Raw genomic sequence first — 14,213 nt, forward strand, 5'->3', positions numbered from 1 at the left:
TAGCCTGCCCTGGATGACCCCACAAAACTCAAGGGATCACATTGCGGTTAATGGGGTTCTGTAGTGAGATCAGTGTTTCTGTGGATTGTACTTCGTCGATGGCTTGAAGCTTGTCAATCAACACAAACTGTAGCTCTTCGATAGAGCGGCACATGAGCTTAACGAAAATATTATAGGCCCCCGTGGTGTAGTAGGCTTCTACCACCTCGTCGAGCTGATTGAGTTTTTCTAGTGCCGAGTGGTAATCTCGCGCCGCTTTAAGATTGATGCCGATAAAGCAGCACACGTCGTAGCCGAGTTTTTTGGTGTTGACCAATATTTCCGTGCCTTCGATGATGCCCGCGGCTTTCATTTTCTCAACCCGCACGTGAACGGTGGCGGGGCTGACATGAAAGCGCTTTGCCATTTCTGCGTAGGGGACGCGCGCGTCATCCAACAGCGTAGAGAGAATACGACGATCTAGGTCATCCAATTTTGGCAACTCGTTCATTGTTTTAGTCTTTTAGTTATAGCATGGCCAGATTTTTCGTTAACGCGGTTGCTTAGCCACTTCGTTAACGCCTAATGTAGGGTATCGCGTTGTTTAGCAAGATACCAACAAACCAACAGGAAGGGGATGTGGGGATCAAATACGTTTTCGGTGGCTTACTACTGTTCATCGCCAGTAGCGTCAATGCCGCACAAAAAGATGTGCTGGTGGTGCACTCCTATCATCCTGGTTTCTTTTGGAACCAGGCGTTGGTTGAAGGGTTGGAAACAGCCACGCAAGGCGAAGAGATCGCTTTCCAGCATTCCTACCTAGAAAGTAAACGCTACCAATCGGATGCCTATCGCGAACAGCTCAAAGATGTTTATATCCATAAACTGACCAACCATGATTTTGATGCCATTCTGACCACGGATAATGCCGCATTATGGCTGATCCATGAATTGCATGAGTACGTGGGCGATACACCGGTCGTCTATGCGGGGCTCAATAACTTTGGTCGTCAACATTACCCCTTACTACCCAAAGTCACGGGGGTGAAAGAAGAAATAGACCTACCGCGCAACTTGGCGCTAATGAAGCGCTTGCATCCAGATTTAAAGCGGGTGTATATACTGCTCGATGAGACGTTCTCCAGTCGTCAGTATTGGAATGTGGTGAAGGCGCAACTGAGAAAGGCGGGTCAGTCAGGCCTCGAGATTGTGAGGCTGTCCAACCTGCCATTCCAAGGTTTACGTGACCGTATTCAAGCGATGCAGCCGGGCGAGGCGGTGTATTACTTGTCCTATTTTCGCGATGCGAACGGCACCTTTCTCGATAGACTCAGTGGTATTCATACTCTTACCCAAGATTCGCCTGTACCGATTTATGGTGCGATGAGCTTTATGCTGGGTCAGGGCGTGATCGGTGGCATTGTGATCGATGGTAAAACTCAAGGTCAGCACCAAGGTCAGCTGCTGTTGGATGTACTGGCGGGCAACCTCCCCCCTGAACGAGACAGTACTAACCTGACGTTATTCGATTACCCCGCACTGAAAGATTGGGATGTGGATGTGAGCGCCATCGAAGACGCTGAGGTGATTAACAAGCCTCAGCCGCTTTGGCAAAAGCACCAAGTTGCGTTTCAAGCCGTGGCATTGGCGGTGTTGGTATTGGGAAGCGTGATAGCCATGCTCGGTGCCAATATTCGCCAGTTACGTCGCAGTGAAGTGGCGTTAAAGCGTCACCGAGCAATGCTGAAAGGTATTTTTGATCAAAGTAACCAGTTTATTGCGCTGTTGGATGAGAACGGGATCTTGGTGTCAGGCAACGCCAGCTTTAATCAATTAATCAGCGTGAGTCACCCGTATCGTGGACGACCTTTGTGGTTTTGGCCGATTTGGCGCAATCCCGCCCACCTCGAGGAGCACCTCAAGCTTACCGATTTCTCCCAGCCTCGCCGGTTTGAGCTTTGCCTCAGTGAAGCGCATCGTGAGGTGATTTTGGACGTGGCGGTCAAAGGGTTTCCCAGCGAAAACGGTCAACGGCGCGTGCTGTTAGAGGCCCGTGATATTACCCAGCGCAAACAAACCGAAGAGAAGCTACAGCGCAGCGAAATTGAATACCGCATGTTGTATGAACAGCAGCCTGTCATTCTATTAACCATTGATTACCAAGCACGTATTCAATCGCTCAATCAGTATGCCGCTGATTTGTTTGGTTATGATAAAGCCGCGTTATTAGGGCACAAGATCACCTCCTTATATGCGGATCATCAAGTGCCTCCCCATCGAATGATTAAACGGGATCACAACAACCAAGAGCAGGTGTGGCGGCGTGAGATACCTTATCGTGCCGGCAATGGTCATACCTTGTGGGTTCGGGAAACCGTGCGCGCGATGCATAATCAGACGCAGCTGCTGGTGGTGGGCGAAGACATCACCGCGCATCGAGAAATGGAAAACCAGCTGACTTATCAAGCCCATCACGACTATTTAACGGGGCTGTATAATCGTAGTTATTTTGAACAAAAGCTCGCCGCCGCGCTGTTACAAGCGCGAGAAGAAGATCAGTGTCACGCGATGTACTACATCGATATGGACCAGTTCAAGCTGATTAATGACACCGCCGGACATGAAGCGGGGGACGAGGCACTTAAACAAGTTGCCCAGATCATCCAGCAACATCTGCCAACAGGGGCGGTCTTGTCGCGACTCGGGGGCGATGAATTTGGTGTGATTGCCTATCATCACTCGGCCGAGAGCGCGTTGAGTTGGGGGCACCAACTCCTGGCAACCTTGGCGGACAGTGAGTTTTTCTGGCACGGCAGTCGCATGCGCTTGGCGTGTTCGTTGGGGATTCGTCTTCTGGATCGTACCGCCGGCTCGCCGCAGCAGGTACACGCGCAAGCGGATACCGCCTGCTATGCCGCCAAAGACGAAGGGCGTAACCGTTTACACCTTTATCATCCGGATGATGAGGAGCTGCAACGCCGTGAGCAAGAAATGGCATATGTCAGCCACATCCATGATGCCATTGCTCACGACCGCTTTGATATCTATGCACAGCAGATCGTCGATATTCGACCAGGTAGACAAGATACGCTCTACATCGAGGCGTTGGTGCGGATGCGCGACACCCAAGGCGGTTGGTTGCCGCCCAGCATGTTTATCCCAGCAGCCGAGCGCTACAATATGGCACATCAACTCGACACTGTGGTGGTGACCAAAACGCTGGCGTGGTTTGATGCTCACCCGGATCAGATTGCCAAGCTGGGTAAAATCTCGATTAACCTGTCGGGACGGTCAATCACCCAAAAAGATTTTGTCACCTTCTTAATCGCCGCGATTAAGCAAACCCAAGTGCCTAGCGAGTGCATCTGTCTGGAGATCACTGAAACCGCGGCGATTACCAACATGAGCAGTGCTATCGAGCTTTTCTCGCAGCTAAAAGCCTTGGGGTGTGTGATTGCCTTGGACGACTTTGGCGCGGGCATTTCGTCGTTTGGTTATTTGAAGCGCTTGCCGGTCGACATCATTAAAATCGATGGCCAATTTATCCGCGATATCGCCACCGATGACACCGATTATGCGATGGTGAAAGCAATCAATGAGTTGGCTAAACAAATGGGGAAACAAACCGTGGCGGAGTTTGTCGAGAACGCCCATATTCTCAACAAACTACGCGCGCTGGATGTGGATTATGCCCAAGGCTATCATTTTAGCGTACCCGCGCCCTTAGGCGAGCAGGTAAAAAATTGGTCGACGCGTCGAGAGACGATAAAGGAAAAAATCCATCTCTGATATACTCGGCGCATAACCAGCCGCGGAGAGCCAATGTGCAACTCAGTTTGATTTGCGACGCCCCTGACAAATCCGAGCAATTTGAGGGACTAAAAAGCAAGTGGTCACTTACACACACACCTGATTCGTCATTTGCGTTGATCATGACCACGACACGCCTTGAGCTGCGCAAACAGGATGAGCCTAAGTTAGGCACTGTGTATGTCGACTTTGTTGGCGGTGCGGTCGGCCATCGGCGTAAGTTCGGTGGCGGCAAAGGGCAGGCAATCGCGAAGGCGGTGGGGCTCAACAAAGGCGTCACGCCACGGGTGTTGGATGCCACGGCTGGCTTGGGTCGTGATGCGTTCGTATTAGCATCCTTAGGTTGTCAGGTGCAAATGATTGAGCGGCATCCAGTGGTCGCCGCATTGCTCGACGATGGGCTACAGCGCGCCTATCAAGACAGTGAGATTGGTACATGGATGCAATCGCGCATGACACTGCTGCATGCCAGTAGTGAGCAAGCACTTACCGATATGGCGCAGACCCCTGGGCTACAACGACCTGATGTGGTCTATTTAGATCCTATGTATCCCCACAAGAAAAAAGCAGCCTTAGTGAAAAAAGAAATGCGTGTGTTTCAGGCTTTGGTGGGCGCTGACACGGACGCCGATGCCTTGTTAGCGCCTGCGTGCCAGCTCGCGCGTAGCCGCGTAGTGGTTAAGCGTCCAGATTATGCTGAGCCCTTGGCGGCAACGCCACCACACTCTAGTATTACCACCAAGAAGAACCGCTTTGACATGTATATCAACGCAGCGTTAAGTGCGGAGGCGTAAATGGCTAAGTCTTTGTGCAAATGGCGACGGGGTGAGGTTGAGGCCAACTTAAGTGCGCTCGCATCGATTACCACGCCACCGCGAGCGGCTTGCAGTAAGTGTGCGCGAGTCGCCAGTGAAAAAGGTTATCTCTGTCGCCCTGTGCCTCTTGCCAGTGACGGGGATAAAAAAGCGCAAAAAGCCAAAAAAGCCAAAAAAGCCAAGAATAAAGCGGACAAGAAAGACAAAAAGGGCAAAAAAGCGAACAAAGAAAAAAAGAAAGGCAAAAAAAGGAAGGAAAAATAAAGGCTCCATAGCGAACTAAGGAGCCTTGAAGGGCTTAGTCGAGGCCTTTTACCATCAGTACGGTCAGTAGTCCGGTGATCACTGAGACAATCAGGCCAGAAACGATTAGCCAAGGCAACATATCCATCATGTTCTGCACTCACTTCTTTGTTATGAATTGGGGGAAAAGCGAGCATGATTGAGCCTGAGTTTAGCGACATTCTCAATGTGCTAGACGTAGACAGTTAAGCTTAGTAACGATTAGAAACAAGGTGGCGACAAAGCCATCAAACAGCCCCCGTGGCACATAGGTCTATCAGTACAAAGGGTCCATCATGAGTGTCAATCAAGGAAAAGCCGATGTATCGGTTTGGGATAAAGAAGAAGCCTTAAGCCGGCTAATGGATAGCCCGGCGCTTCTTGATGAGGCTTGCAGTATATTTGTTGAAGAAAGTGAGCAACAACTGCCAAGCATGGAAAAGCAGCTTGCTAACGCCGACTACACCGCCTTGGCGCGCGAAGCGCACAAAATGAAAGGCAGCGCTGGCAATTTAGCGGCGCTCGAGCTGCATCAGCAAGCATTGACACTCGAGCAAGCGGCAAAGCAAGAGGCCGCCGACCAAGCCGCTGCTGCGTTAGCGGACATTAAAGAAGGCTTAGCACGATTTTGTGCGCAGCTCACTCACTAGTCGCCTGTCTCATCATGCTCGCGAGTGACCAATAAAAAACGCCGTGTTGAACACGGCGTTTTGATGTGAGCCCATTTCGCGCGGTTTAGCGCATGGTAACAAACTCTTCTGACCCGGTGGGGTGAATCGCGACCACACTATCAAAGTCCGCTTTGGTGGCGCCCATCTTCATCGCCACCGCAAAACCTTGAATCATTTCATCAACGGTAAAGCCAATACCGTGCAGACCGACCACTTTTTCTTCATCGCCTGCGCAAACCAGTTTCATCTTACAGGGTTGACGGTGCTGGGTGACGGCGGTGTACATGGCCGCAAAGCTGGAGGTATAGACTTTAATATTGTCATCGCCGTATTTGGCACGCGCCTCTGGTTCGCTCAAACCAATGGTGCCAATGGGTGGGTGACTGAATACCACGGTGGGAACCAAATCATAGTCCATTTTAGCATGCGTTTGGCCGTTAAACAGACGTTCTGAGAGTAGACGTCCTGCTTTGACGGCGACAGGCGTCAGCTCAATCCCGCCATCCATGATATCCCCGACACAGTGAATGTGTGGGACGCTGGTGGTCTGATAGGGGTCAACCTTGATGTAGCCATCGGCCGTGGTCTGCACGTCGGTGGCGCCGAGGTTGATTTTATCGGTCGTCGGGTGACGGCCAATCGCCCAGATCAGGGTGTCCGTGTTGTGGGTGGTGCCGTTTTCAAAGGCCAGAGTCAGGCTACCATCACTTTCTTCAGTGACCGACACGGGGACATGTTGGGTGTGAAGAGTGGGGCCTTCTTTTTCCATTACCTCGACCAAGGTGTCGGTGACCATAGGGTCGAAGGTGCGTAATGGGCGGTCTTTACGCACAAATAAGTGGGTATCAGAGCCCAAGGCATGCAGTACGCCGGCGATTTCGACCGCAATGTAACCCGCACCGACCACGGCCACGCGTTTAGGTTGCTCGGGGAGGGCAAAGAAGCCATCGGAATCAATCCCCAACTCTGCGCCTGGAATGTTCGGAATAGTGGGTGTGCCCCCCACGGCAATCAGAAAGTGATCGGCGGTGTAGTGCTCGCCATCCACTTCTACCGTGTTGTTATCGACAAAGCGGGCAAAACCACGAATGACATCGATATTGTTTTTACCCAGAACGTTGTCGTAAGCCTTATGAATGCGGCTAATGTAGGCTTCACGGTTATCCACTAAGGTCGACCAATTAAAGCCTTTCACGTCCACATCAAAGCCATAGTCTGATGCGTAAAGGTTAAGGGCTTCGGCAACTTGAGCACCGTGCCACATGACTTTTTTAGGGACACAGCCTACGTTTACGCAGGTGCCACCAAGGTGCTTTGCTTCAATAAGGGCGACGTTAGCACCGTGCATCGCGGCACGGTTGGCTGAGGCAATACCGCCGCTGCCGCCACCGATACAGATGTAGTCGAAATGCTTCGCCATGTCTTTCTCCATCTTATAGGCACTAGGTGCCACTGGCATTGATATCGAGGTCAGCTTGTCGTGTTTGGCGTCGCTTGTAAAGCCACTATCTCTGACCCCTAAAGACATAGCATACCAAACCGACAGTGCGGCAGCAGTCTCAGAATCATTTTGTAACGCTCGCAATACACCCCGCTAAACGGGGAGGGATTGAAAAGCGTAGAGAGAGACGGCATATAAATAAGGTTACTTATCTGCCCGGGGCTCGCGATGCGAGCGCCTTATCAGCAAAAAGGAAGGCACTATGTCCAACCCGCTTCTTCAATTTGAGGATTTACCTCCGTTTTCCGCCATTAAGCCAGAGCATGTCAAACCAGCAGTGGAAGCCGCGATTGCTGACTGTCGCCAAGCGGTAGATGCCGCGGCGGCGACTGAGCAACCCAGCTGGGATTCGGTCAGTGTGCCTGTCACAGAGGCGGAAGATCGACTTGGCCGCATCTGGTCACCGGTGAGCCATATGAATGCGGTGGTCAATAGTCAGCCATTGCGTGAGGCGTATGAAAGCTGCCTGGCGTTACTGTCGGAATACTCCACCTGGCGTGGTCAGCACAAGGGGTTATACCAAGCATACAAAGCGATGAAAGACAGTGCTGAGTTTTCCGCCCTCGATGTGGCACAGCAAAAAGCGATTAACGATGCGCTGCAAGACTTTGAACTGTCCGGAATTGCCTTGCCAGCCGACCAGCAACACCGCTTTGGTGAGATTCAAAAGCGGTTGTCGGAGCTATCATCATCGTTTAGCAACAATGTGCTCGATGCCACCATGGGGTGGAGCAAGCTGATTAGCGATGAAAGTGACTTAGCGGGGTTACCCGAATCGGCGCGCAACGCGGCAAAAGCGCAAGCCGAGAGCAAGTCGCAACAAGGTTACTTATTTACCCTGGATATCCCTTCGTATCTGCCCGTCATGATGTACTGTGATAACCGAGCGCTGCGTCAGGAAATGTACGAAGCCTTTACCACGCGCGCCTCTGATCGCGGGCCGCAGGCGGGGCAGTGGGACAATACTGAGCTGATGAACGAGTCGCTGCGCCTCAAGCATGAGTTAGCACGTCTACTTGGCTTTAATCACTACAGTGAACTATCCCTCGCCACGAAAATGGCGGAAACCCCAGACCAGGTGATGGGCTTTTTGAATGATCTGGTCGATAAAGCGCGCCCACAAGGCGAGCGTGAATTCGCGGAAGTGAAAGCCTATGCCAAAGAAGAGTTTGGGGTTGATGCCCTCGAGCCTTGGGATATCCCTTATTACAGTGAAAAACTCAAGCAAGCACGCTACACCATCTCTGATGAAGCGCTTCGCCCTTACTTCCCTGAAGCACGTGTACTCTCCGGCTTGTTTGAAGTGATGCATCGTGTGTTTGGCATGACGATTACCGAGCGTAAAGGCATCGACACCTGGCATGACAGTGTGCGCTTTTATGATATTCATGATAGCCAAGGCACCCTGCGCGGTAGCTTCTACCTTGACTTGTATGCGCGAGAAAACAAACGTGGCGGCGCATGGATGGATGAGTGTCGCGTTCGTCGTCGTCAAGCAGACGGTGAGCTACAAACGCCAGTGGCGTATTTAACCTGCAACTTTAACCCACCAGTGGGCGATGACCCTGCGCTGTTTACCCATGACGAAGTGGTCACCTTATTCCACGAATTTGGTCATGGCATTCACCATATGTTGACGCAAGTCGACGTGGCGGATGTGTCAGGGATCAATGGTGTGCCTTGGGATGCGGTTGAGCTGCCAAGCCAGTTTTTAGAGAACTGGTGCTGGGAGCAAGAGGCACTGAGCTTTATCTCGGGGCATTACCAAACGGGAGAAGCCTTACCGGAAGACATGCTAGAAAAAATGCTCGCCGCGAAGAACTTTAATTCGGCGATGGCGATGTTGCGCCAGCTTGAGTTCAGTTTATTCGACTTCCGTTTGTTCAGTGAGTTTGACCCAGAGGTCGGCCCGCGGATCATGGAAACACTCAGTGCGGTGCGTGAGCAGGTCTCTGTGGTCCCCGCGCCTGAGTGGAACCGTTTCCCGCACGCGTTTGGCCATATTTTTGCCGGTGGCTACAGTGCAGGTTACTACAGCTATAAATGGGCAGAAGTGCTATCGAGCGATGCTTACTCGCGCTTTGAAGAAGAAGGGATCTTTAACCGCGACACCGGCGAGGACTTCCTGAATCATATTCTCAGCCGTGGCGGCAGTGAGGCACCGAAAGATTTGTTTGTGCGCTTTAGAGGTCGCGAACCAAGCCCTGACGCCTTATTGCGTCATAGCGGGATCACCACCGCGTAGTGTCGCAGATCTTCAATAAAAAAAGCCCGCATCATCACTGGTGCGGGCTTTTTTATTCATCGCCGGTGTTAGATGCGAGTTTCGTCAGTGAGCACCACTAGGGGCAACCCAAGGCTTGATTGGCGCAAGGCCTCTTGCTCTAGCTCGGCACGCAACAAGGGGCTGGCCTCGAGTAATGTGGTGTCCAAGTGGAGGGTAAGAGCATCCTCCTCGGCAGTGAGGGCTAGCATCGGTCGGACGCGACTGTCGCGTCGATGGCATAAGATCACCGCAATTCGCAGCAGGCGCAACAGACGATTGGCGCTGGTGGTAGACAGCGCGTGCTGGCCATCAATGAGCACCAGTTGCTCTCGATAGTAGCGGAGCAAGGTGGCGACCAATTGTTTCTGTGCTCGCGTAAAGCCGGGCAGATCGAGATGGGTGATCAAATACGCGGCATGATCACCATCTTGCTTAAAGCCAATGCTTAAACCAATTTCATGCACGCAGGCGGCGGCATGAAGCAAGCTTTGTGCTTCCGGCTCAGGTACCCAGGATGCCGGACATTGATTGAGCAGCTCCAAGGCGGTGTCGGCGACATTGATACCGTGTGCTTCATCCAGCTGATAGCGAGACTGGATGCTGGCAATGGTGCGGGCACGAATATCGCTATGGCGCATCGCGGTCATCATTTCATACACCAAGCCTTCTCGCAGCGCCCCACCCGCTAGGGTCATGCGTGTCACCTCTAAGCACTCGAAAATGGCGATCAGTATCGATAAGCCGCTTGGAAACACCAGCGCACGTTCTAACGTCAATCCCTCGATATCCAATGCGTCCATTTGCCCACAGGCGATGGCTTGATCGCGCAAACGATGCAGTTTATCGAGTGTAATCACTTCATCCATGCCTTGGGTGACCATGATCTCTTGCAGTGCCTGCACGGTACCGCTGGCGCCTACGCAGCAGTCCCAACCGAGCGCACGATATTGCGCAATCAGCGGGGCTAACTCGGCTTTGGCGCCGGCAATCGCGGTATCAAACGCCGATTGATTGAGCACGCGATCGGCAAAATAGTCTTCTAAAAAGGTGACACAGCCCATATTGAGGCTTTGCAGTAAGGTAGGCTCAAATTGCTCACCGATGATGAGCTCGGTGCTGGCACCACCGATGTCGACCACCAAGCGTTTGCCCGCTCCGCCAGAGGTATGCGCGACCCCTTGGTAGATGGTACGCGCCTCTTCTTCCCCCGAAATGATTTCAATCGGGTGGCCAAGCAGTTTGTTAGCTCGGGCTAAAAACGCATCCGCGTTGCTTGCGCGACGTAGGGCCGCCGTGGCGACGACACGGATATTATCGGTGTTGAAATCTTGCAGGCGCTCGGCGAACAAGGCCAAGCAATCCCAGCCACGCTGCATGGCTTCGTCGCTTAGCTGTTGTTGGTCGTCCATACCTGCGGCGAGACGAACTTTTCGCTTAATTTTCGCGAGAGTTTGCACGCTGCCTGCCACTTGGCGCACCACCAGCATATGAAAGCTGTTGGAGCCTAAATCAATCGCGGCGTACAGCGACGGGGTCGATGTGGGATGTCCGTGACCACTCATGATGCGCTCTGACCTATGTGCCGTTAAACCTTATGCCGACTTTTGCGGGCGGCGACGTTGGCGGTTACGGTTATTTCCGCCACCTTTGTTGTTGCTGCGACGCTGCGTATTGGGGCGCTTGGCCATTTTCTTGGGCGGCGGCAAATCTTTTAGCAGTGCACTGCGGTCAAATTCGCTGACTGGAATACTGTGTTCGATGTATTCTTCAATCGCGGGGAGATTGACGGCGTATTCTTCACACGCAAAGCTGATGGAGCTACCACTGGCGCCTGCACGCCCCGTTCGGCCAATGCGATGCACGTAGTCTTGTGCGTCGTCTGGGAGATCATAATTAAACACATGGGTCACCTGCGGAATATGCAGGCCGCGCGCCGCGACATCAGTCGCCACCAACAAATCCAGCTCACCATTAGTGAATTGTTCGAGGATTTTAACCCGTTTTTTCTGCGGCACGTCACCCGTAAGCAAGCCTACACGGTGGTTATCGGCGGCTAGATGCGCCCAAATCGATTCGCAGCGATGCTTAGTGTTGGCAAAAATGATCGCGCGTTCAGGCCAGTCTTCTTCGATCAAGGTTTGCAGCAGCGGCATTTTTTCCTTGTTCGATGGCTGGAACAACTCTTCTTTGATGCGATGGCCGGTAATTTGTTCGGGCTCGACCACCACATGCTCTGGGTTCGTCATGTGCTCGAAGGCCAGTTCTTGAACGCGATACGACAAGGTCGCCGAAAACAGCATGTTCAAGCGCTGATCGGGGGCGGGCATGCGGTTAAACAAAAAGCGGATATCTTTGATAAAACCGAGATCAAACATACGGTCGGCTTCATCAAGCACTACGGCTTGAATACCATGCAAATCAATCACTTTCTTTTTGTAAAAATCGATGATTCGACCACAGGTTCCGATTAAAATGTCGACACCCTGTTCAAGTGTTTGTTGCTGTTTGTCGTAGCCTTCGCCACCATAGGCAAGTCCTGCGCTGATCGACGTATTGGCTAATAGCGGCTCCGCATCATTATAGATCTGAATCGCTAATTCACGCGTAGGAGCTAATATGATGGCACGCGGTTGATTCTTTTTACGCGATGCAGGGGCATCGGTTGTAAGGAGGTGATGAAACGTCGCAGCCAGGAACGCCAGGGTTTTGCCTGTCCCCGTTTGCGCCTGTCCTGCAATGTCTTGGCCGGTGAGCAGGACCGGCAATGCCAAGGCTTGGATTGGGGTACATTGAGTAAACCCTTTGGCCTCCAAGCTCTTAAGAACATCGGCGTGCAAGCCGAGCTCGGCAAATTTCTGCTCTGTGATATGCGTCATTTTCATCCGGATAGAATATCAGCTTAGGCTTGCAATACGGAAGCGAATCCAGTCAAATAGTCCCATAATTTACTGGTCGCAATTTAGCCAGTAACAAAAACATGTATTGGAGTAGAAGATGAGCGACAAAATTATGCAGCTAACCGACGACAGCTTTGAAGCAGACGTTCTAAAAGCTGCAGGGCCTGTATTGGTAGATTTTTGGGCAGAATGGTGTGGACCTTGCAAAATGATCGCGCCAATCCTGGACGAAATCGCTGAAGAATACGCAGGTAAAGTCACCATCGGAAAACTGAACATTGACCAGAACGCAGGTACACCGCCTAAGTTCGGCATCCGTGGTATCCCAACGTTGCTGCTCTTTAAAGATGGCAACGTAGCAGCAACCAAGGTTGGTGCAGTGTCAAAAACTCAGTTGAAAGAGTTTCTTGACGCCAACCTCTAATGCTAAAGTAACCGTCGCTGCCTCTCAGCGGCGGTTGTTTTTCTGCTAACTAGACGATACCCCATTTAGGTGCTACCTTATTGCACGGAATTTGTACTTCTGTTCATCTCTCGAACATACCACTGGTCTCGACACGCTAACTAATTTCAGACCTCAACTTTGACAAACAAGACACTCACCACTATGAATCTTACCGAACTGAAGACTCAACCCGTCTCGACGCTGGTTGCGCTTGGCGAAAGCATGGGACTTGAAAACCTGGCTCGCTTGCGTAAACAGGACATCATTTTCTCGATCCTCAAACAGCACGCAAAAAGCGGTGAAGATATTTTCGGCAATGGCGTACTGGAAATTCTTCAAGACGGGTTTGGCTTCTTGCGCAGCGCAGACAGCTCGTATTTGGCCGGCCCGGACGACATTTATGTATCGCCAAGCCAAATTCGTCGCTTTAACCTGCGCACAGGCGATACCATCGCGGGTAAAATTCGGCCGCCAAAAGACGGCGAGCGCTACTTTGCGCTATTAAAAGTTAACCAAGTTAACAGTGACAAGCCAGACAATGCTCGCAGCAAAATCCTGTTTGAAAACTTGACCCCATTGCACGCCAGCGAGCGCATGGTGATGGAACGTGGGAATGGCTCCACCGAAGACATCACCGCCCGTGTACTCGACTTAGCCTCGCCGATTGGTAAAGGGCAACGTGGCTTGATTGTGGCACCGCCAAAAGCGGGTAAAACCATGCTGCTGCAAAACATTGCGCAAAGCATCGCGTTCAACCATCCGGATTGTGAACTGATGGTGCTCTTGATTGATGAGCGCCCAGAAGAAGTGACCGAGATGCAGCGCTTGGTACAGGGTGAAGTGGTCGCGTCAACCTTTGACGAGCCAGCGAACCGTCACGTGCAAGTGGCTGAAATGGTTATCGAAAAAGCCAAGCGCTTGGTGGAGCACAAAAAAGACGTGGTGATCTTGCTGGACTCGATTACCCGTTTGGCGCGTGCTTATAACACGGTTGTACCTTCGTCAGGCAAAGTATTGACCGGTGGTGTTGACGCCAACGCCTTGCACCGTCCTAAGCGTTTCTTTGGTGCGGCGCGTAATGTGGAAGAAGGTGGCAGCTTGACCATTATTGCCACTGCGCTGGTGGACACAGGCTCGAAGATGGACGAAGTGATCTACGAAGAGTTTAAAGGCACGGGTAATATGGAATTACACCTGTCGCGTAAGATTGCTGAAAAACGTGTTTTCCCTGCCATCGATTTCACCCGCTCTGGTACCCGTCGTGAAGAGTTGCTGACCAAGCCTGATGAACTACAAAAAATGTGGATCCTGCGCAAAATCGTCCACCCGATGGGCGAGCTGGAAGGCATGGAGTTCTTGATTGGTAAACTGGCGATGTCCAAAACCAACAATGAGTTCTTTGACGCCATGCGTCGGCAAAACTCGTAACTGATAACGCAATAATGTTAAGCACTGCGCATTCGCAGTGCTTTTTTATTGCCCCGTTGATACTGAGCTCGCACAATCATTGTCACCAAGGAAAGGTGACGCAGGACGCGTGGCACCGA

The 14,213-nt window shown here is 51.9% G+C and carries 11 protein-coding genes; 7 read left to right on the forward strand and 4 right to left on the reverse strand.

The features are described from left to right. Window positions 1–28: 28 nt before the first annotated feature. Window positions 29–490, reverse strand: coding sequence for a transcriptional regulator AsnC (gene asnC, locus BZG20_RS03615; RefSeq protein ID WP_046074586.1), 462 nt, complete (start codon window positions 488–490; stop codon window positions 29–31). A gap of 89 nt (window positions 491–579) precedes the next feature. On the opposite strand from asnC, the gene BZG20_RS03620 reads away from it, so the two are divergent. The 4 genes from BZG20_RS03620 to BZG20_RS03635 all read left to right on the forward strand — a co-directional run bounded on the left by BZG20_RS03620 (window position 580) and on the right by BZG20_RS03635 (window position 5,536). Then, window positions 580–3,768, forward strand: coding sequence for an ABC transporter substrate binding protein (locus tag BZG20_RS03620; RefSeq protein WP_241829516.1), 3,189 nt, complete (start codon window positions 580–582; stop codon window positions 3,766–3,768). 35 nt (window positions 3,769–3,803) lie between these two features. Then, window positions 3,804–4,583: a class I SAM-dependent methyltransferase gene (locus BZG20_RS03625; RefSeq protein WP_046074585.1), complete on the forward strand. Its 780-nt coding sequence runs from the start codon at window positions 3,804–3,806 to the stop codon at window positions 4,581–4,583. Then, window positions 4,584–4,868 carry a hypothetical protein gene (locus BZG20_RS03630; RefSeq protein ID WP_046074584.1) on the forward strand — a complete coding sequence of 95 codons (285 nt, stop codon included), beginning with the start codon at window positions 4,584–4,586 and terminating at the stop codon, window positions 4,866–4,868. It begins immediately after the preceding gene. 314 nt (window positions 4,869–5,182) lie between these two features. Continuing rightward, entirely contained in the window at window positions 5,183–5,536 is a 354-nt protein-coding gene (locus BZG20_RS03635) for an Hpt domain-containing protein (protein ID WP_052708052.1), read from the forward strand. Between the two features lie 85 nt (window positions 5,537–5,621). Here BZG20_RS03635 and gorA read toward each other — a convergent pair whose 3' ends face one another. Then, entirely contained in the window at window positions 5,622–6,977 is a 1,356-nt protein-coding gene (gorA, locus tag BZG20_RS03640) for a glutathione-disulfide reductase (RefSeq protein ID WP_046074583.1), read from the reverse strand. Window positions 6,978–7,260: 283 nt separating this feature from the next. Here gorA and prlC point away from each other — a divergent pair, with 283 nt between their 5' ends. Beyond that, on the forward strand, window positions 7,261–9,303 hold the full coding sequence (prlC, locus tag BZG20_RS03645) for an oligopeptidase A (RefSeq protein WP_077578166.1): 2,043 nt from the start codon (window positions 7,261–7,263) through the stop codon (window positions 9,301–9,303). Between the two features lie 68 nt (window positions 9,304–9,371). Here the strand turns inward: prlC and gppA are convergent, their stop codons facing one another. Continuing rightward, window positions 9,372–10,886 (reverse strand): guanosine-5'-triphosphate,3'-diphosphate diphosphatase, encoded by a 1,515-nt coding sequence (gene gppA / locus BZG20_RS03650; protein WP_077578167.1) that lies wholly within the window; start codon window positions 10,884–10,886, stop codon window positions 9,372–9,374. A 30-nt stretch (window positions 10,887–10,916) separates the two neighbouring features. Then, on the reverse strand, window positions 10,917–12,206 hold the full coding sequence (rhlB, locus tag BZG20_RS03655; protein WP_077578168.1) for an ATP-dependent RNA helicase RhlB: 1,290 nt from the start codon (window positions 12,204–12,206) through the stop codon (window positions 10,917–10,919). Between the two features lie 112 nt (window positions 12,207–12,318). On the opposite strand from rhlB, the gene trxA reads away from it, so the two are divergent. Both trxA and rho read left to right on the forward strand, forming a co-directional pair. Then, complete coding sequence (gene trxA, locus BZG20_RS03660) at window positions 12,319–12,645, forward strand: thioredoxin TrxA (RefSeq protein WP_046074579.1); 327 nt, start codon at window positions 12,319–12,321, stop codon at window positions 12,643–12,645. Between the two features lie 183 nt (window positions 12,646–12,828). Further along, window positions 12,829–14,094 (forward strand): transcription termination factor Rho, encoded by a 1,266-nt coding sequence (rho, locus tag BZG20_RS03665; RefSeq protein WP_077578169.1) that lies wholly within the window; start codon window positions 12,829–12,831, stop codon window positions 14,092–14,094. The last annotated feature ends 119 nt before the right edge of the window (window positions 14,095–14,213 follow it).

The organism is Salinivibrio sp. IB868 (assembly GCF_001995655.1).
GTDB classification, from domain to species: domain Bacteria; phylum Pseudomonadota; class Gammaproteobacteria; order Enterobacterales; family Vibrionaceae; genus Salinivibrio; species Salinivibrio siamensis.